The sequence below is a fragment of the Halalkalibacter sp. HAAS-P014 genome (genome assembly GCF_056619965.1).
Window position 1 is genome coordinate 1 of the sequence record NZ_JBWQTV010000033.1, and the last position, 18,993, is coordinate 18,993.

The 18,993-nt window shown below is 39.3% G+C and carries 18 protein-coding genes, 1 tRNA gene, 1 other RNA gene and 1 other annotated feature; of the genes, 14 read left to right on the forward strand and 6 right to left on the reverse strand.

From position 1 onward, the window contains the following. A partial coding sequence (locus AC1FXZ_RS21235) for a hypothetical protein (RefSeq protein WP_480057403.1) occupies positions 1-256 on the reverse strand: 256 nt, incomplete at its 3' end. 262 nt (positions 257-518) lie between these two features. Further along, positions 519-1,469 (reverse strand): YaaC family protein, encoded by a 951-nt coding sequence (locus AC1FXZ_RS21240; RefSeq protein ID WP_480057405.1) that lies wholly within the window; start codon positions 1,467-1,469, stop codon positions 519-521. 127 nt (positions 1,470-1,596) lie between these two features. On the opposite strand from AC1FXZ_RS21240, the gene guaB reads away from it, so the two are divergent. The 5 genes from guaB (at position 1,597) to serS (ending at position 7,800) form a co-directional block, all read left to right on the forward strand. Further along, positions 1,597-3,054: an IMP dehydrogenase gene (guaB, locus tag AC1FXZ_RS21245; RefSeq protein ID WP_480057407.1), complete on the forward strand. Its 1,458-nt coding sequence runs from the start codon at positions 1,597-1,599 to the stop codon at positions 3,052-3,054. 163 nt (positions 3,055-3,217) lie between these two features. Beyond that, positions 3,218-4,513: a D-alanyl-D-alanine carboxypeptidase family protein gene (locus AC1FXZ_RS21250; RefSeq protein ID WP_480057437.1), complete on the forward strand. Its 1,296-nt coding sequence runs from the start codon at positions 3,218-3,220 to the stop codon at positions 4,511-4,513. Positions 4,514-4,658: 145 nt separating this feature from the next. Then, on the forward strand, positions 4,659-5,543 hold the full coding sequence (gene pdxS / locus AC1FXZ_RS21255; protein ID WP_480057409.1) for a pyridoxal 5'-phosphate synthase lyase subunit PdxS: 885 nt from the start codon (positions 4,659-4,661) through the stop codon (positions 5,541-5,543). A gap of 32 nt (positions 5,544-5,575) precedes the next feature. Beyond that, positions 5,576-6,157 carry a pyridoxal 5'-phosphate synthase glutaminase subunit PdxT gene (pdxT, locus tag AC1FXZ_RS21260; protein WP_480057411.1) on the forward strand — a complete coding sequence of 194 codons (582 nt, stop codon included), beginning with the start codon at positions 5,576-5,578 and terminating at the stop codon, positions 6,155-6,157. 1 nt (position 6,158) lies between these two features. Continuing rightward, positions 6,159-6,379: a binding site (T-box leader), on the forward strand. A gap of 140 nt (positions 6,380-6,519) precedes the next feature. Next, complete coding sequence (gene serS / locus AC1FXZ_RS21265; protein ID WP_480057413.1) at positions 6,520-7,800, forward strand: serine--tRNA ligase; 1,281 nt, start codon at positions 6,520-6,522, stop codon at positions 7,798-7,800. A 311-nt stretch (positions 7,801-8,111) separates the two neighbouring features. Here the strand turns inward: serS and AC1FXZ_RS21270 are convergent, their stop codons facing one another. From AC1FXZ_RS21270 to AC1FXZ_RS21285, 4 genes are read right to left on the reverse strand one after another with little or no spacing between them, the layout of a single operon-like run. Next, positions 8,112-9,122 carry an ABC transporter ATP-binding protein gene (locus tag AC1FXZ_RS21270; RefSeq protein WP_480057415.1) on the reverse strand — a complete coding sequence of 337 codons (1,011 nt, stop codon included), beginning with the start codon at positions 9,120-9,122 and terminating at the stop codon, positions 8,112-8,114. Then, the gene (locus tag AC1FXZ_RS21275) at positions 9,097-10,146 is read right to left on the reverse strand and encodes an ABC transporter ATP-binding protein (protein WP_480057417.1); all 1,050 of its coding nucleotides are present in this window, start codon (positions 10,144-10,146) and stop codon (positions 9,097-9,099) included. The genes AC1FXZ_RS21270 and AC1FXZ_RS21275 overlap by 26 nt, the downstream gene beginning before the upstream one ends. Before the next feature lie 39 nt (positions 10,147-10,185). Further along, on the reverse strand, positions 10,186-11,127 hold the full coding sequence (locus AC1FXZ_RS21280) for an ABC transporter permease (protein ID WP_480057419.1): 942 nt from the start codon (positions 11,125-11,127) through the stop codon (positions 10,186-10,188). Between the two features lie 16 nt (positions 11,128-11,143). Continuing rightward, positions 11,144-12,040 (reverse strand): ABC transporter permease, encoded by an 897-nt coding sequence (locus AC1FXZ_RS21285; RefSeq protein ID WP_480057421.1) that lies wholly within the window; start codon positions 12,038-12,040, stop codon positions 11,144-11,146. 349 nt (positions 12,041-12,389) lie between these two features. On the opposite strand from AC1FXZ_RS21285, the gene AC1FXZ_RS21290 reads away from it, so the two are divergent. The 9 genes from AC1FXZ_RS21290 (at position 12,390) to AC1FXZ_RS21330 (ending at position 18,632) form a co-directional block, all read left to right on the forward strand. Then, positions 12,390-13,991, forward strand: a complete 1,602-nt coding sequence (locus tag AC1FXZ_RS21290; protein WP_480057423.1) for a glutathione ABC transporter substrate-binding protein — start codon at positions 12,390-12,392, stop codon at positions 13,989-13,991. A 148-nt stretch (positions 13,992-14,139) separates the two neighbouring features. Beyond that, a tRNA-Ser gene (locus tag AC1FXZ_RS21295) sits at positions 14,140-14,232 on the forward strand. A gap of 71 nt (positions 14,233-14,303) precedes the next feature. Next, positions 14,304-14,798, forward strand: coding sequence for a tRNA adenosine(34) deaminase TadA (gene tadA, locus AC1FXZ_RS21300; protein WP_480057425.1), 495 nt, complete (start codon positions 14,304-14,306; stop codon positions 14,796-14,798). Between the two features lie 91 nt (positions 14,799-14,889). Continuing rightward, positions 14,890-15,155, forward strand: an RNA gene (gene ffs, locus AC1FXZ_RS21305) — signal recognition particle sRNA large type. A 195-nt stretch (positions 15,156-15,350) separates the two neighbouring features. After that, on the forward strand, positions 15,351-17,036 hold the full coding sequence (gene dnaX, locus AC1FXZ_RS21310; RefSeq protein WP_480057427.1) for a DNA polymerase III subunit gamma/tau: 1,686 nt from the start codon (positions 15,351-15,353) through the stop codon (positions 17,034-17,036). A 17-nt stretch (positions 17,037-17,053) separates the two neighbouring features. Then, entirely contained in the window at positions 17,054-17,365 is a 312-nt protein-coding gene (locus tag AC1FXZ_RS21315; RefSeq protein ID WP_480057429.1) for a YbaB/EbfC family nucleoid-associated protein, read from the forward strand. 12 nt (positions 17,366-17,377) lie between these two features. After that, positions 17,378-17,974, forward strand: coding sequence for a recombination mediator RecR (gene recR, locus AC1FXZ_RS21320; protein WP_480057431.1), 597 nt, complete (start codon positions 17,378-17,380; stop codon positions 17,972-17,974). 105 nt (positions 17,975-18,079) lie between these two features. Next, positions 18,080-18,301, forward strand: coding sequence for a YaaL family protein (locus AC1FXZ_RS21325; protein WP_480057433.1), 222 nt, complete (start codon positions 18,080-18,082; stop codon positions 18,299-18,301). A gap of 67 nt (positions 18,302-18,368) precedes the next feature. Next, positions 18,369-18,632 (forward strand): pro-sigmaK processing inhibitor BofA family protein, encoded by a 264-nt coding sequence (locus AC1FXZ_RS21330; RefSeq protein ID WP_480057435.1) that lies wholly within the window; start codon positions 18,369-18,371, stop codon positions 18,630-18,632. The last annotated feature ends 361 nt before the right edge of the window (positions 18,633-18,993 follow it).

The following is an 18,993-nucleotide window of genomic DNA, read 5'->3' on the forward strand; positions in this document are numbered from 1 at the left end:
TTAAGCTCTTTTGCGCCGATGGTAGTTGGGGGCTTCCCCCTGTGAGAGTAGGACGTTGCCAGGCAGTTAAAAGACAATCCAATGGATTGTCTTTTTTTAGTGTGCAAAAATAGCATGCTCTAGACTGAAGAAACACATCTTCTTCGTATGAGTCGGTGGATACATGAGAAACATCTTTAAATACGTCATATTGCCCAAGACGAACTGTTACTCTTCGTAGAACAGCATGAATAAACTTCGTTAGAATGAGCCTCATGAATGACTTTCTCGTAGGAGAGAAGAGAAAATGTTCGATACAGTCGAAGATACGCCTGAATAGACTCCTGAAATGGAAGAGAGAATATCGACTAACTTCTTTGGTGCGCCAGGTATTAACAAGTTTAATACTAACCTTCACTCAAGGAGGAGTTTTCAAATATAAAGTACAGGAAATTCTAAAACAAAAGCATATGCTAAAAATATTATGTTGCTGATTCACTTAAAATAAAACAGAATGAAAGAATTATCCTTTCACTCTGTTATGTTAAATATAGTGAAATCATATATGGAATTTTACGCTGAGCAACAGTTAGATAGTGCGAAATGTATGGGAAATCTACGCCATCAAAAGTGTGAATTAAATCGCCCCACCATTCTGCTTCATACCTGCAAATCATACTTAAATTATAGAGCAATAAGAAATGTGTCGCTAATTCAGGTAATTTGTATTCTTCATTGTAATCCCTATTTTTTAAAAGGTGAACTTCGCCTTCATAAGTAATAAGAAAAGGATAAGAGTTAAGAAAAGAAGGCAGATTAGAGTAAAGCACGGTTAAAGAGTTTTGTTTCTCTGTGACAGAAACTTGTTGTATTTCACTCATATGAGACTCTAAGTATTGCCCAAAACGGTTTGCCGTCATATGGTATGAGTCCAGTACTTCCGATGAAAATACCAATTCGTTTCTGTCCCTATCGCCAATAAAAAAGAGTTTATCTCCAGTTAACCGATCAAAAAGTTGATGCATGTCGGCTATGTGACGGAATAAAGTTAACATTTGAAATTTATCACCTTCCAAATGTTTCATGTGGAACATTTTATTCAAAAAGTGTCCAAAGAGTCCATTCTTTTGAATCTTTACTTCATCATCTAAAAAACGGTATGTCGCCTTTTTTCTTTTTCGTGTTGTGACACCATGGGCGAGCACCTGACTATTTTCAGGATAGTTAGGATCAGTTGTTAAAATACAAGCTTTGAGTAATTGAACGGTTCCATAAAAAAGTAAAATTGGTTTTATCTCAATCGGTGCTAAGGTTGCTTGGTTAAAATAGAGCTGGCCATGTTGCAGGTGATACATAAAGGATGAACACACTTGGTAACTTTTTGTCTTCGGTTGTGCAAGTTCTCTTTGTTCATATCTTTTTGTTAAAAATTTTCTTGAGTAGGTGGCCGAATAAAAGGGGATAAATAAATCATATTGTGGGTGAGTCATTCTTTACCTCCTATTGTTCAGTATATTCTAAAAAGTGGCACATTATATCGATTCTTGACAGTAGTTTGTCCAATTGATAAGCTACTAATAATATTTTTCGTTAAATTACGATTGGGGAGGCAGAATTATGTGGGAAAACAAATTTCAAAAAGAAGGTTTAACCTTCGATGACGTGCTTCTAATTCCAGGCAAATCAGAAATCTTACCACGCGATGTATCTGTACAGACAACACTAAGCAAAAACTTAAAGTTAAATATTCCGATTATTAGTGCTGGGATGGACACAGTTACGGAAGCAAAAATGGCTATTGCGATGGCGCGTGAAGGTGGACTTGGAATTATTCATAAAAATATGTCTGTAGAAATGCAAGCTGAGCAAGTTGAAATTGTAAAGCGTTCAGAAAGTGGCGTTATTACAGATCCATTTTATTTAACGAAGGATCGCCAAGTGTTTGATGCTGAGCACCTTATGGGTAAATACCGTATTTCAGGTGTTCCGATTGTTGATGAAAATCAAAAACTTGTAGGAATTATTACCAATCGTGATTTGCGTTTCATTGAAGATTACTCAATTCAAATTGACGAAGTAATGACAAAAGAGAATCTTGTTACTGCTCCTGTAGGCACGACGTTAAATGAAGCAGAAAAAATACTTCAAAAGTATAAAATTGAAAAATTACCTCTTGTTGATGATGAAGGTACATTAAAAGGGTTAATTACAATTAAAGATATCGAGAAAGTGATTGAATTCCCTAACTCTGCTAAGGATTCTCAAGGAAGACTTGTTGTTGGTGCAGCAATCGGGGTTTCTGCAGATGCCGATATTCGTATTAAAGCATTAGTGGAAGCTGGTGTGGATGCAATTGTTATTGATACAGCTCACGGGCATTCTAAAGGAGTACTTGATAAGGTTCAAGAAGTACGTTCAAACTACCCTGAGTTAACGATCATTGCAGGAAACGTTGCGACTGCACATGCAACACGTGATTTAATTGAAGCTGGTGCAGATGTCGTTAAAGTAGGGATTGGTCCTGGTTCTATTTGTACAACTCGTGTAGTTGCAGGAATTGGCGTACCTCAAATTACTGCTGTCTATGACTGTGCAACTGAAGCGCAAAAGCATGGTGTTCCAATTATTGCAGATGGTGGGATAAAATACTCTGGAGACATTGTAAAGGCTCTTGCAGCAGGTGGACATGCTGTAATGCTTGGAAGTATTCTAGCTGGTGTTACTGAAAGTCCAGGTGAACGTGAAATTTATCAGGGGCGTCAGTTTAAGGTATACCGTGGCATGGGATCCCTTGGCGCAATGGAAAAAGGGAGTAAAGATCGTTATTTTCAGGAAAATCAACAAAAGCTTGTTCCAGAAGGTATTGAGGGACGTATCCCATACAAAGGGCCACTTAATGACACAATTCACCAGTTGATCGGTGGAATTCGTGCCGGGATGGGATACTGTGGTACAGCTACACTTGATGATTTAAGAAAGAATGGCCAATTTATCCGTATTACAGGTGCTGGTTTAGTAGAAAGTCACCCACATGATGTACAAATCACCAAAGAGGCTCCAAACTACTCACTATAAGAAAACAAATCAATTAAATAAAAACCTTTAAATGGAAAATAGATAGAACTTTCTCTATCTATTTTTTTTTTGATAGTTGTGTTAAAATTACCTCTATGTGAAAAGGTGTGGAGGGATTAGATTGAATCAATTATTGTATAAAAAGACACTATCATTACTGCTCATGTTAGTGGTAGTTTTCACTTTTGCAATACAGCCTACTAAAGCAAGTGCATCATTTGATTTAGATGCAGAGTCTGCTATTCTAGTAGATGCACAAACAGGAAAAATCTTGTATCAGAAAAATATAGATGCTATTCTTCCGACTGCAAGTATGACAAAAATGATGAGTGAGTATCTAATACTTGAGGCAATTGCTCAAGAGGAAATTACTTGGGATCAGGAAGTTCCAATTAGTGATTATGTAAGGGCTTTGTCTCTTTACACAGATCTTTCAAATGTTCCTTTGCGTCAGGATTACTCCTATCAAGTAGAGAGCTTGTATGAATCTGTAGCGATTTACTCAGCCAATGCATCAACGATCGCATTAGCTGAACTAATTGCAGGTTCTGAAACTGAATTTGTAAGAATGATGAATGAAAAAGGCGAAGAACTTGGTTTAGAAGATTATGATTTTGTTAATACAACAGGATTGAACAATTCTGATTTGCTAGGTAACCACCCTGACGGAACTGGTGAAAATGCTGAAAATATGATGTCAGCACGAGCGACAGCAAAACTTGCTTACCATCTAATTAATGACTATCCAGAAGTTTTAGATACAGCGAGTATCCCTACTTTGCCGTTCCAAGCTGATGATGATACCATCATTGATATGCGTAACTGGAACTGGATGTTAGAAGGTATTGAGCCACAACATAATTACCCAGGAATAGACGGTTTGAAAACGGGTTATACTTCTGCTGCAGGAAATGCTTTCACTGGAACTGCAGAGCGTGACGGTGTGCGTTTTATCTCTGTTGTAATGCGTACTGGAACACGCGATGATCGCTTTAATGAAACGAAAAAGTTATTAGATCATGGTTTTAATAGTTTTACTCATGTTGAGTTAATTGATGCAGGTTACTCACCTGAAGGAGTAGGAGTTGTCCCTGTTGCTGCAGGTAAAGAAAGTGAAGTAACCATTTCAAGTGTTGATCCTCTTTCAACCGTTATCAGAAATGGAGAAGAAGATTTATACGCAACTGAATTGATTTTAAACAGTGACTTGTTAAATGAAGATGGTGAACTTGTTGCCCCGTTTGAAGCAGGTACGGAGGTTGGAACTCTTAGCCTTGTGTATACAGGAGAGAGTGATGAGGAATTCTTATATGGGTATCAGCGCGCAGAGGTACCTGTTGTAACTGATGTTGCTGTTGAAAAAGCAGGTTGGTTCTCAATGACAATGCGTGCAATTGGTGGCTTCTTTTCTGGTGTTTGGAATGGTGCAGCAGATACAGTTAAAGGTTGGTTCTCATAAAATACAAAAAAAGGGTCCTTTTTACGGGGGACCCTTTTATGCTAAAATAAAATACTGAAAATTTATGCGAAAAAGCTCGTTTTAAGGTATACTAATGAAGGATAATCATTCAATTTCGATAAGAACGGTATAGGAGGATATACAAATGAGTCAAACAGGTACAGACAGAGTAAAAAGAGGTATGGCAGAAATGCAAAAAGGTGGCGTCATCATGGACGTTATCAACGCTGAACAAGCAAAGATTGCTGAAGCTGCAGGTGCAGTTGCTGTTATGGCACTTGAGCGTGTACCAGCTGATATTCGTGCTGCAGGTGGAGTAGCGCGTATGGCAGATCCAACAATCGTAGAAGAAGTACTAGGTGCAGTTTCAATCCCAGTAATGGCGAAAGCACGTATCGGTCATATTGTTGAAGCACGTGTACTTGAAGCGATGGGTGTTGACTATATCGACGAGAGTGAAGTGTTAACACCAGCAGATGAAGTATTCCATTTGTACAAGCGTGATTTCACTGTTCCATTCGTATGTGGCGCACGTGACTTAGGAGAAGCTTCACGTCGTATTGGTGAAGGTGCGTCAATGATTCGTACAAAAGGTGAACCTGGAACAGGAAATATCGTTGAGGCTGTTCGTCATATGCGTATGATTCAAGGCCAAATCAACAAAGTAAAACAAATGTCTACTGATGAGCTTATGACAGAAGCGAAAAACCTTGGTGCATCATTTGACCTTTTGTTACAAATTAAAGAAACGGGTAAACTACCTGTTGTTAACTTTGCAGCCGGTGGTGTAGCAACTCCTGCAGATGCTGCATTAATGATGCAGTTAGGTGCAGACGGAGTATTTGTTGGTTCTGGTATCTTCAAATCAGATAACCCTGAAAAATTTGCTCGTGCTATTGTGGAAGCAACAACTCACTATGAAGACTATGCATTAATTGCTGAGCTTTCAAAAGGACTTGGAACAGCAATGAAGGGAATTGAAATTTCAACTCTTAACCCAAGTGAGCGCATGCAAGAGCGTGGCTGGTAAGCTTGACTTTTTTGTAAGGGAAAGGATCCATAATGGTTAAAATAGGTGTATTAGCATTACAAGGAGCAGTTAGAGAGCATGTAAAATGCCTTGAGGCTCCAAATACAGAAATCGTTGTTGTAAAAAAAGTTGAGCAACTCGATGACTTAGATGGTTTAGTATTACCTGGTGGAGAAAGTACAACGATGCGCCGGCTCATTAATCTTTATGGTTTCTTTGAACCATTAAAAGAATTTGCAGCTCAAGGCAAACCGATGTTTGGAACGTGTGCAGGTGCTATATTAATGGCTGGTCAGATCGAAGGGCAAGATGACGGACATTTAGCTGTTATTGATATGAAAGTGCAGCGTAATGCATTTGGGCGTCAACGTGAGAGTTTCGAGACGGACCTTCATGTTGCAGGCGTAGGCGAAGATATACGTGCAGTCTTCATTCGTGCTCCACTTATTTTAAACGTCGGTGAAGATGTACAAGTACTTTCAAAGTATGGTGATGAAATTGTTGCTGCAAGACAAGGTAACTTCCTTGCATGCTCATTTCATCCAGAATTGACTGATGATCATCGTTTTCATCAATTCTTTGTTTCGATTGTAGAACAAGCAAGACAACAATAAAGTAAAAACGTAGATGAGGATTAGTACATACAACGTGCTGTGCAGAGAGCTGGTGGCAGGTGTGAACCAGTCAGTACTTGTATGGAATCCACCTTTGAGCAGAAGTATGAAATCTTCTCGGTAAGCAGCCGTTAAGTGCTAGAGTGGTATTTAGGTATTAGGGAAGAGCGGTCCTAATACCTAGGCAACAAGGGTGGTAACGCGGGTGCTCTCGTCCCTTCTAATATAGAAGGGGGGAGGGCATTTTTTTATGGAGAAAATTTTAAATGACTATATTTCTGTATCAGGAGCAGATCTCATGGATGTTTATCTGCTTTGTAATTTGGTAGAATAGGAAACATAAGACAAGAGGAGGATAACCAATGTTAGATATTAAACGTTTGCGTAAAGATTTTAACGATATAAAGACAAGACTTGCGACAAGAGGCGAAGATATTTCAGGTCTTGATCATTTCGAAGAATTAGATGAAAAGCGTCGTACAATTATTGTTGAAGTAGAAGAACTTAAGAGCAGACGTAATCAAGTGTCTCAAGAAGTAGCGCAATTAAAGCGCGAGAAACAGGATGCTGATCACTTAATTAAAGAAACAAAAGAGGTTTCCGAGAAGATTAAGTCGCTTGATGAGCAGTTACGTAGTGTAGAGGCAGATCTTGAAGGAATACTGCTTACGATTCCAAACATTCCTCATGAAAGTGTACCGGTTGGTGATACAGAGGATGATAATGTTGAAGTTCGCAAATGGGGAGAGGTTCGTTCTTTTGGCTTTGAAACGAAAGCTCACTGGGACTTAGGAACAGAACTTGGCATCCTCGATTTTGAACGGGCCTCTAAAGTAACCGGTAGTCGCTTTGTCTTCTATAAGGGAATAGGTGCACGCTTAGAACGCGCTTTGATTAACTTTATGATGGACTTGCATCAAGATGAGCATGGTTATGAGGAAGTACTACCACCTTATATGGTTAACCGTGCGAGTATGACAGGTACAGGACAGCTTCCTAAGTTTGAAGAGGATGCATTTAAAATCCAAGACCAAGAGTATTTTCTAATTCCTACTGCTGAAGTGCCGGTGACGAACTTACATCGTGATGAAATACTAGCAGCTGATGATTTACCACGTGCGTATACAGCTTATAGTGCCAATTTCCGTTCTGAGGCTGGCTCTGCAGGTCGTGATACACGAGGATTAATTCGTCAACACCAATTTAACAAAGTAGAACTTGTACGTTTTGTTAAACCTGAAGACTCTTATGAAACGTTAGAAGTGTTGACTGGACACGCTGAAAAGGTCTTGCAGCTGCTTGAATTGCCATACAGAGTATTAAGTATGTGTACAGCAGATTTAGGCTTTACGGCAGCAAAGAAATACGATATTGAAGTATGGATCCCAAGTAACGACTCATACCGTGAGATTTCTTCTTGTAGTAACTTTGAGGATTTTCAGGCTCGTCGTGCCAATATTAAGTATCGCCCTGAACCAAAGGCGAAGCCAGAGTTTGTTCATACTTTAAATGGGTCTGGTCTTGCAGTTGGCCGTACAGTCGCAGCTATCTTAGAGAATTATCAAGAAGAAGATGGAACGATAACAATCCCGAAAGTATTGCGTCCATATATGGGGAACGTAGAAAAGATTACAGCTAAATAGAGTGGAAAACCCAGACTGCATATTGTATGCAGTCTGGGTTTTTTGGTTAGAGCAGGAAGGTGGCAATGGCTGCGCACGGCGTACGGCTTTTGAGAAGAGCGTTCAAAAGCCTAAAGATATAACGAGGAAGTGCTATTGTTATGAGAAAAAAAACCCACGTCCCGAATATAGAGTGAAGGTGGCAATGGCTGCGCACGGCGTACGGCTTTTGAGAAGACCACTCAAAAGCCTAAAGACAAAACGCCGGCTACGCTCATTGCTTAGAGAACACAAAAAACAGACCGCGCACTTTGGTCTGTTTTTTGTGTTCTCTAGTATTTCGGTTTATGTTTGCCTGATTCGATCTCATCCATGTAGTGACATGCAGCTAGATGGCCTTCTTTCATGTAACCTTCTGCTTTCAATTCCGGCGTATCAGTTTTACATAGGTCTGTTGCAAACGGGCAACGTGTGTGGAAACGACAGCCTGATGGAGGATTGATTGGCGAAGGTACATCGCCTTTTAAGATGATACGTTCTTTTTTCTTATTTGGATCCGGTACAGGAATTGCTGATAGTAGTGCTTTTGTATATGGATGTTGTGGGTTATCAAAAACCGATGTTTTATCACCGATTTCCACAATTCGTCCAAGATACATAACAATTACTCGGTCAGAAATATGACGTACAACCCCTAAATCATGTGAGATAAACAAATACGTAAGCTGAAAGTCCTTCTGCAATTTTTTCAATAAGTTCAATACTTGTGCTTGAATAGAAACGTCTAATGCCGATACAGCTTCATCACAGATGATTAACTTTGGATCAACCGATAATGCTCGCGCAATCCCGATACGTTGACGTTGACCACCACTAAACTCATGAGGGAAACGATCAGCTTGATGCGCACCAAGTCCGACTGTCTCCATTAAATCACGAATTTTCTCAGAACGTTTTTCAGGTGGAACAACATTTTGAATTTCTAATGCTTCTTCAAGTATTTGTCTTACTGTTTGACGTGGATTGATTGAAGCATATGGATCTTGGAATATAATCTGCAGATCTTTACGCTTCTTTCTCATTTGCTTTTTATTTAGAGAAAGTAGGTCCTCACCATCAAAAACGACTTCACCTGCTGTTGGTTCATCTAATCTTAGAATGGCTCTACCGGTTGTTGATTTCCCACAACCGGATTCACCTACGATACTAACGGTTTCCCCTTCATATACGGTAAATGTCACACCATCAACAGCTTTTACATTGTTAACAGTACGACCTAAAATACCACCTTTAATCGGAAAGTATTGCTTAAGATCTTTAACTTTCAGTAGTTCGTTTTTCATACACGTTCACCTCCGGATCGCCATCCCACTCCTCTGAGTAGATCCAACAACGAATTTGCATGCCATTTTCATCTTCCTCTAAATTAGGGAGGCGTTCTACACATATATCACTTGAATAAGGACAACGGGGCGCAAAGCGACATCCAATTGGCATATCTGCAGGACTTGGTACGGCACCTTTAATAACAGATAACTCTTCGTCTTCTAGATCGATATCATGACGAGGCAAAGAGTTTAGCAATCCGACTGTGTAAGGGTGGCGTGGGTTACGGAACAATTCATCGACCGAAGCATATTCTACTACTTTCCCACAATACATTACCGCTACATAATCACATGTTTCTGCAACAACACCAAGGTCATGAGTGATCATAATAATAGACATACCTAAACGATCTTGTAAGTCTTTCATTAATTCTAATATCTGAGCTTGTATCGTAACATCTAACGCCGTCGTTGGCTCATCGGCAATGAGTAATTCAGGATTACATGCTAAGGCCATAGCAATCATCACACGTTGACGCATCCCACCTGAAAGTTCATGTGGATATTGATGCACACGCTGTTCAGGAGATGGAATACCAACCAGCTTTAACATATCTATTGAGCGTTTAATCGCTTGTTTTTTATTTAATTTCTCATGAATTTGAAATGCTTCACCAATTTGCTGCCCAACTGTATAAACGGGGTTTAGAGACGTCATAGGTTCTTGGAAAATCATTGAAATTTCGTTCCCACGAATTTTTCTCATTTGGGCTTCTGTCTTTTGAAGAAGGTCATCCCCTTTGAAAAGGATCTGACCGCCTACGACTTTCCCAGGATTTTGGATTAGTCTTAGAATTGAAAGTGATGTAATACTCTTCCCAGAACCTGACTCACCAACAACCCCTAGTGTCTTTCCTTTAGGTACAGAAAAAGTGACACCATCGACAGCTTTCACCTCAAATTGTTCTGTAAAAAACGAAGTGCGAAGGTCACGAATTTCAAGAATTGTTTCATCCTTGTTGTCGATCTTTGTCGTCATAGGGTTTCACACCTTTCTACATATAGTAATGCTAAAAAGTTAATTTAAATCAATACGTTTATTTAATAAGCGATACGCAATATCTACAAATAAGTTAACTAAAACGAATATCAACGCAAACACAAGTACAGTTCCTTGAACAATAGGGAAGTCACGTGCACGAATAGCGTCAATGATTAAACGCCCCATGCCGTTAACGGCAAATACCATTTCCGTTAATACAGCTCCACCAAGTAAAGCTCCAAATTGGAGACCAACAACTGTTACTACTGGTATCATGGCATTTTTTAGAGCGTGTCGATAAATGACAACTCCTTCTTTCACACCTTTAGCACGAGCTGTACGGATATAATCTTGTCCGACAACTTCTAGCATGCTTGAACGTGTCATACGGGCAATGATAGCTGCACCAGCTGTACCTAGAGTAACAACAGGCAAGACGATTTGTTGCCATGACCCCCAACCTGAAGCCGCAAACCAACCTGTATTAATCGGACCTATATCCATCCCGATTGCAAACCATTGAATTAACATAAGACCGAGCCAGAAGTTTGGCATCGATAGCCCGAATAAAGCGATAATCATAATAATAACATCTGTAAGTGTGTAATGTTTAGTTGCTGAAATAACCCCAGCTATTAACCCAATAAATACACTTAAGATCGTACTGTATATGGCAAGTTCCATCGTCACCCAAAAACGAGCTCCGATCTCGCTTGAAACGTCTCGTCCACTTCGAATCGAATTACCAAGATCACCTTGAATAGCGCCTGTAACATAATTCATATATTGAACCGGAAGAGGATCATTTAAGCCTAATCTATCACGCATTTGCTCAATTTGTTGTGGAGAAGCAGTTTCACCTGCCATGATTTGAGCCGGATCACCAGGAATGAGGTGCATCAAGCTAAATGTAAGAATTGTAACACCTATTAACACAGGAATCGTCTGGATAAGACGACGCAGGATAAATTGAAACATTTTTTTGCACCTCTTTCTAGTTTTTCATTTTTGGATCTAATGCATCTCTCAAGCCATCACCAAAGATATTGAAAGCTAAAACAACAATGACAATCGCTACACCTGGAAAAAAAGCAACATGAGGAGCACCCCACATATAATCTCTTCCTCCACTTAACATTGCTCCCCACTCTGGTGTAGGAGGTTGAGCTCCCATTCCTAAGAATGACAGACCACTTGCTGTTAGAATAGAAGTTGCAATACTTAATGTAGCCTGAACAATTAACGGAGAGGTTACATTCGGTAAAATGTGTTTGAAAATAATACGCCCATCACTTGCGCCTAATGCTCTCATTGCATCAATATATTCAAGTTTGCGTACAGAAAGAGTTGATCCTCTTACAATACGTGCAAAAACAGGTATAGAGAATATACCAACAGCGATGATTACATTTGTTAAACTTCCACCTAATACACTAACAATCGCTAATGCAAGTAAGATACCAGGGAATGCTAAAAGGACATCCATAATACGCATAATAATTGCATCGGTACGACCTCCGTAATAACCAGCGACAATACCGAGAAATATACCAATGGCAGCACCAATAATTACTGAGAAGAAACCTACATATAATGTTATGGACATTCCGTGAATAATTCGGCTGAATATATCTCGTCCATGATGGTCGGTACCGAACCAATGTTCTGCAGAAGGTCCAGCAAGTTTATTGACATGATTTTGGACATTTGGATCATACGGAGCAAAGTACGGCCCGATAATCGCTACAATAATAAAGAAGAGAATGAGTAAACCACCGACCATAGCTGCTTTATTCTTTCTTAACTTTTTAAAGAAGCCTTGCCATCTTTGAACAGTTGGATTTGGTGGACTGCTTGATGTTTTAGCGTTATTAACAGTTTGTTCGCTCATAAAATTTACTTCCTTTCTATATAAAATTTACATTTCAATCTTATCTGAATATTCATGTGCATTCGACAAGATAAAACACTATATCACAAATTTTTATTATATCACTCTTATCAGTATTTACAATGGGGAGATTTCTATTGGAATATAATGAAATTTATCGAAAAAAAGAAGTTTTTAATAGAAAGTGTTGGTTAATACAAAAAAATCTGAATAATTATATATTCTGTAAAATTAAATTACTTTACTAATAAAATAATTTTGTGTATTTTATACTTGTGTTCACCAAATGATTAAGTTATATTGATATTGGTTAAAAAATCATAAAAAATGCAAAATGGGGGTTAATTAGATGAAAATGTCAAAAAATTCATTTATCTTTTTGGCTGTTGTACTAGCGTTCAGTTTATTTATGGCTGCTTGTGCAAGTGAGCCTGACGCAACGCCTGATTCTGAAGAAGGAGAAGAGGCTGTTGAAGCAACTGAGGGTGGTGAATTAATCATCGCGATGCAATCAGATGCTCAATCGCTTGATCCTCATGGGTCGAACGATACTCCGTCAAGTAATATTGCGCAAAACATTTATGAGCAATTAGTTACTCAAGACGAAGACATGGAGTTACAACCTGGTCTTGCAGAAGATTGGGAAATGATTGATGATACAACATGGGAATTTTACCTTCGTGAAGGTGTTAAATTCCATGATGGTTCAGACTTTACTGCAGAAGTTGTAAAAGCAAACCTTGATCGTGTATTAGATCCAGATGTTGCTTCACCTCGTTCTTTTATCTATGAAATGATTACTGATGTCGAAGTAGTGGACGAGCATACAGTTCGTATTTCTACGGAATACCCATTTGCTCCATTACCAGCACATTTAGCTCATAACGGTGGTGGGATGATTTCTGGTGAGTTGATTGAAGCGGATTATGAAGCAATGGCTAATGGCGAAAATCCTGGAACGATCATCAATGAAGGGCCAATTGGAACTGGATTCTTTAAATTTGAAGAGTGGAATCCTGGTACTAATATCAAGTTAGTGAAGAATGAAGAGTATTGGGGAGAGCCTGCGAAGTTAGATGCAGTTACGTTCGAGGTTGTTCCTGAAGGACAAACTCGTATTGCGAACCTTGAAACGGGTGCGGCTCATATTACAGATCCTTTAAGCCCATCTGATGTAGCGCGCGTAGAGGGTTCTGATGGAATGTTTGTAAATAGTCAACCAAGTGTTAGCTTATCGTATATCGGCTTTAATACCCAAAAAGAACCTTTTGATGATCCGAGAGTTCGTCAAGCGATCTCAATGGCGATTGATAAAGATGTAATTGTAGAAGGTATTTATGATGGTGCTGGAATTCCTGCTGAAGGTCCTTTAGCTCCAAATGTATTCGGTTATGATGAAACAGTATCAGGACTTGAGTATAATTTAGAAGAAGCACAAGCTTTATTAGCTGAAGCTGGTTTTGAAGATGGCTTTGAAACAACGATTTGGACTAATGACACTCCTGAGCGTGTTCAAGCTGCCGAATTCGTTCAAGCTGAGTTAACAAAAATCGGTATCGATGTTAGTGTTCAAGTATTAGAGTGGGGTGCTTACCTAGAGAACACTTCTGCTGGTGAGCATGATATGTTTGTTCTTGGTTGGTCTACTGTAACAGGTGATGCTGATTATGGAATGTATGCTTTATTCCATTCAAACAACCATGGTGATCCAGGAAACCGAACATTCATTGCTAATGATGAGCTTGACGACATTTTAGATCAAGCACGTCAAAATCCAGATCCGGATGAGCGTGCTGCGTTGTATAGAGAAGCTCAAGATATCTTAGTTGAAGAAGCTCCAATGCTGTACATCCATCACCAAACATTCTTGTTAGGTGTTACTGATAATGTACAAGGCTTGTGGCAAGATGCAACAGGGATTATTAGGCTGCATGATGTAACGGTTCAATAGTTTCTAAAAATGACTTTCTTCCTTATTAATAGGAAGGAAGTCATTTTTATCGATTGTGAGAAACGAAATATTGCATATTATTTGAGCGATTTTAAAAAATCACTTGCATTCTTGTCCTGGTTTATATATAATTGCTTTTGTCAGCAATGGAGGAATACCCAAGTCCGGCTGAAGGGATCGGTCTTGAAAACCGACAGGCGGGTTAAACCGCGCGGGGGTTCGAATCCCTCTTCCTCCGCCATACATATTAATGATACACTACCAGAGATGGTGGTGTTTTTTATTTCTCTTACTTAGAGTTGGAGTGAGAATATGAATAATAACGACGAGAAGTGGATGAAACTAGCACTGGAAGAAGCAAGTAAGGCAGAGGCGCTGGGAGAAGTGCCGATCGGAGCTGTTCTTGTGCGAGGGGACGAAGTGATCGCAAAAGGCCATAATCGAAGAGAGATTGATCAACAAGCATTAGCGCATGCTGAGCTTACGGTTATAAATGAAGCGTGTGAGAAGCTAGGAAGTTGGAGGCTGCTTGATTGTACATTATATGTAACATTAGAGCCTTGTCCGATGTGTGCAGGTGCAATTGTTCAATCTAGGATTAATAAAGTTGTCTTCGGTGCGCCTGACCCAAAAGCGGGTTGTGCTGGAACATTAATGAATTTATTAGATGAACCTCGGTTTAATCATCAGACACAAGTAGTTTCTGGTTGTTTGCAAGAGGAGTGTAGTTCGATCCTAACCTCATTTTTTCGGAATTTAAGACGAAGAAAAAAGCAAGAACAGCAAGAGAAACAAGGATTAAATTGATTCCCAATTTGTTACAGTTGCATTTTTGGAACAAACCATCTATACTAGGTATTGCGTCACTAAGACGTGACTAACTACGTTATACAATTTGCCGTGCTAGGTGGGGAGGTAGCGGTGCCCTGTACTCGCAATCCGCTATAGCGAGGCTGAATCCCCTCTCGAGGTTTTGTCAACGCGGGGTCTGACCTAAGTAAGTGGTGTTGACGCTTGGGTTCTGCGCAACGGAAACCCATGAACCCTGTCAGGTCCGGAAGGAAGCAGCAGTAAGTGGCCCCTTCCGTGTGCCGCAGAGTCGCCTGGGCCGAGCTAACTGCTTAGGTAACGCCCGTGTTGGCATTATCAACAGAGGGTGCACGGTATCAATTTTATATAAAAGGCAACTACGTTCGCGTAGTTGCCTTTTTTGTTAAAAAAGAGGAAAATGAGGGGTCAGACCCCCGGGAATAATTAAATATTTCCCGAGGTCTGACTCCTCTCTTAACTACATACTTTAAAAAAAGGTCATTAATCGCTATAATAGAAAGAAGTGATAAATTAGAGGAGGATGTGGGAGTGGGCTATCGAGCGTTGTATCGTGTTTGGAGGCCGCAACAACTCAAGGATGTTGTTGGACAAGAACATATTACTAAAACTTTACAAAATGCACTGCTACAACAAAAATTATCCCACGCCTATTTGTTTTCCGGTCCACGTGGTACTGGTAAAACGAGTGCAGCTAAAATCATTGCTAAGGCGATTAACTGTGAAAAAGCGCCTGTCGCAGAACCTTGTAATGAGTGCTCTGCATGTTTGGGTATAACATCCGGTGCTATTGTTGATGTAATGGAGATAGATGCTGCTTCTAACAATGGCGTTGATGAAATTCGTGATATTCGCGACAAAGTTAAATTTGCTCCGAGTGAAGTGCGTTATAAAGTGTACATTATAGATGAAGTTCACATGCTCTCAACGGGTGCGTTTAATGCTTTGTTAAAAACACTTGAAGAGCCGCCGAGTCATGTACTGTTCATTTTAGCTACTACAGAACCGCATAAAATTCCACTTACGATCATTTCTAGATGTCAACGTTTTGATTTTAAAAGAATTACAAATCAGGCGATTGTTTCAAGAATGCAATATATAATGAGCCATGATTCTGTTGTTGCTGATGAAGATGCTTTATTCATGATTGCAAGAGCTGCAGAAGGTGGTATGCGTGATGCTTTGAGTTTATTAGATCAAGCTATTTCATTTGCAGATGACAAGTTGAAACTTGAAGATGTACTATCAGTTACGGGGGCTGTTTCTCAGAAGGCGTTATCCGATGTTGTATCATTTGTTCAGGAAGGTAATACTGTAGAGGTGTTAAAGCAACTTGAGCAGTTAATGCAAGAAGGGAAAGATCCTAATCGTTTTGTTGAAGATCTTATTTATTATTTTCGTGACTTGTTGCTATTTAAACATGCGCCACAAGCTGAAGAATTGTTAGAAAGAGCAAAAGTTGATGATCGATTTAGGGAGTTAACAAACCAATTGGATTCAAGTTGGTTATATGCCACGATTGAATCGCTAAATGAGAGCCAGCAAGAAATGAAATGGTCTGCTCACCCTAAAATCTTTTTAGAGTTAGCTTTATTAAAATTAGTTAATCAACAAACGAAAGAAACTGTAGTTGCTTCTATTTCTTCAAGTGAAGTAGATCAATTGCGTACTAAAGTTGAAACGCTCGAAAAGAAATTAGAAGATGTTCGTTCTGGTAACGGAGCCGTCGTTTCGAATGAAGTGCAACCTCAAAAACAGCAGCGTCGCATGAAGAAAACAACTGTGCAATCAAGAGGGTCAACGGGAAAAGTGAAAGAAACGTTGAAAGGTGCCGATAAAAAACAATTACAGATGGTCACAGCGAGATGGGGAGATGTAATGGAACGAGTGAAAACTCAAAGTGTTCCAGCTCATGCGTGGCTTAGTGATTGTAAACCGGTTGCAGCTTCAGTTTCTGCGGTGGTGCTAGCGTTTCAAAATGAAATGCATCGTGATATGATGGATACGAAGTTCCGTGAAGTGTTAGAAGGAATTCTTCTAGATACACTTTCTGGACAATCAACTTTTGTAACACTTCTTCAATTAGACTGGGAAAAAGTGAAAGCAGAATATGTAGCTGAGCAAAAAGGTTCTGTAAAAGAAACAACAAAAGATGATTTAATAGAAGAAGCAGTAAAGTTGGTTGGAGAAGAGTTCATTGAAATAACAGATGGATAATAAGGAGGAGTTTTATAATGAAAAACATGGGCAATATGATGAAACAAATGCAGAAGATGCAAAAGCAAATGGCAAAAGCGCAAGAGGAGTTAAAGGAAAAAACAGTTGAAGCAACTGCCGGTGGTGGGATGGTAACAGTTGTAGCGAGTGGGGACAAGCGTATTCTAGATGTGAAAATATCTGAAGATGTTGTCGATCCTGATGATGTCGATATGTTGCAAGACTTAGTTTTAGCAGCGACAAATGAAGTGCTAAAAAAAGTGGATGAACTTGTAGAACAAGATATGGGTAAATTCACAAAAGGAATGAATATTCCTGGAATGTTCTAGGAGGGGACTTTTTTGCAGTATCCTGAACCGATAGCGAAATTAATTGAAGGATTTATGAAGTTGCCAGGTATCGGGCCAAAGACGGCGAGTCGCCTGGCCTTTTTTGTTTTAGATATGAAGGAAGATGACGTTCTTGACTTTGCAAAAGCGTTAGTAAATGCAAAACGAAACCTAACATATTGCTCGGTTTGTCACAATATTACTGATTCAGATCCTTGTCGCATTTGTGAGGACCAACATCGGGACAAAACGTTGGTTTGTGTTGTTCAAGAGGCGAAAGATGTCATTGCGATGGAAAAAATGAAAGAATATCGTGGTGATTATCATGTGTTACATGGTGCGATTTCGCCGATGGACGGGATTGGCCCTGAGGACATTAAGATTCCGGAACTGCTTAAACGCCTTCAAGATGACACGATCCAAGAAGTGATCATTGCAACAAACCCGACAATAGAAGGAGAAGCAACCGCAATGTATATATCTAGACTTGTGAAGCCGACGGGAATTAAAGTGACCCGCATTGCTCATGGCCTTCCAGTTGGTGGCGACTTAGAATATGCTGATGAAGTAACACTCTCTAGAGCGATAGAAGGACGACGGGAACTATAATCTTCCTTCTATTAGGTATTTGTTGCGAGAGAAATCCCGTAAAATTGCACTGAACTTCAATTTATTAAGTTGGTTTTAAACGAACTAAATAAGGTGGATTGTATCTTGTTTCGAAAAAAACAAAAGCTAAGAAAAGAAGAAAATGCTCAACTATTTACCCTTATTGAAGAAGCAAAGTTGAAATTGGATAGTGAAAAACAATTAATTAACCGAAGTATAGAACCTTCTGATGAGGTACTATATCGTACGAAAGTAACTGGAGCGATTTATACATTTTTAATACGTGAAGCGAGAGTCAGACAAGCTAGTAAGGACAAACTGAAGTAAGTGGTTTGTTCTTTTTTTTGTTTTCCTTGCATAAAAGATAATAAGACAAGCTTAAAGAGGTGATAGGGTGGATCCAGTTATTTTAATTACTGTTCTTATTGGTCTGGTTTTGATTCTTTTGATAGTGGGGGCGCCTATGAAACCTGTACGCTTTTTAGGGAATGTTGCTATTAAATTTGTTATTGGTGCACTCATGCTGTTCTTTGTGAATACCTTCGGCCAATTTGTTGACTTTCACATTCCTATTAATGGTGTTACAGCTGCTGTTTCCGGATTGTTAGGTGTACCTGGGGTTGTGCTGTTGATTGCTATTAAGGAATTTGTGCTTTGACTATGAATGAATATTTTTGGCGTCTGACCAGATGAGAAGGTGGGAGATATGGTGTATGCAATCATATAACTACCTTAGGTCAGATCTTTTTTTATTAAGTTTTTTTAAAAGGGTGTTGCTTTTATTTTTGGGACATGGTATATTATTTCTTGTCGCCAAGAGCGGTTAAAAAAATCATGAAATGTTGTTGACATTTTAATTTCATTTCGGTATGATTAAAAAGTCGCTGAAAAAGGACATCGGAGTTCTTTGAAAACTGAACAAAAGCCAAGCGAAATAGAGATACATGATATCTCAGGGATTTTCAAGAAAATCCCAACGTAGAAATTTACCCGATAGGGCAAATTTCATCCGAATTATT

Bases quoted from the DNA above. Each gene is read 5' to 3' on its own strand.
- AC1FXZ_RS21240 (WP_480057405.1), bottom strand. From the start codon at position 1,469: ATGACTCACCCACAATATGATTTATTTATCCCCTTTTATTCGGCCACC.
- guaB (WP_480057407.1), top strand. From the start codon at position 1,597: ATGTGGGAAAACAAATTTCAAAAAGAAGGTTTAACCTTCGATGACGTG.
- AC1FXZ_RS21250 (WP_480057437.1), top strand. From the start codon at position 3,218: ATGTTAGTGGTAGTTTTCACTTTTGCAATACAGCCTACTAAAGCAAGT.
- pdxS (WP_480057409.1), top strand. From the start codon at position 4,659: ATGAGTCAAACAGGTACAGACAGAGTAAAAAGAGGTATGGCAGAAATG.
- pdxT (WP_480057411.1), top strand. From the start codon at position 5,576: ATGGTTAAAATAGGTGTATTAGCATTACAAGGAGCAGTTAGAGAGCAT.
- serS (WP_480057413.1), top strand. From the start codon at position 6,520: ATGTTAGATATTAAACGTTTGCGTAAAGATTTTAACGATATAAAGACA.
- AC1FXZ_RS21270 (WP_480057415.1), bottom strand. From the start codon at position 9,122: ATGAAAAACGAACTACTGAAAGTTAAAGATCTTAAGCAATACTTTCCG.
- AC1FXZ_RS21275 (WP_480057417.1), bottom strand. From the start codon at position 10,146: ATGACGACAAAGATCGACAACAAGGATGAAACAATTCTTGAAATTCGT.
- AC1FXZ_RS21280 (WP_480057419.1), bottom strand. From the start codon at position 11,127: ATGTTTCAATTTATCCTGCGTCGTCTTATCCAGACGATTCCTGTGTTA.
- AC1FXZ_RS21285 (WP_480057421.1), bottom strand. From the start codon at position 12,040: ATGAGCGAACAAACTGTTAATAACGCTAAAACATCAAGCAGTCCACCA.
- AC1FXZ_RS21290 (WP_480057423.1), top strand. From the start codon at position 12,390: ATGAAAATGTCAAAAAATTCATTTATCTTTTTGGCTGTTGTACTAGCG.
- tadA (WP_480057425.1), top strand. From the start codon at position 14,304: ATGAATAATAACGACGAGAAGTGGATGAAACTAGCACTGGAAGAAGCA.
- AC1FXZ_RS21315 (WP_480057429.1), top strand. From the start codon at position 17,054: ATGAAAAACATGGGCAATATGATGAAACAAATGCAGAAGATGCAAAAG.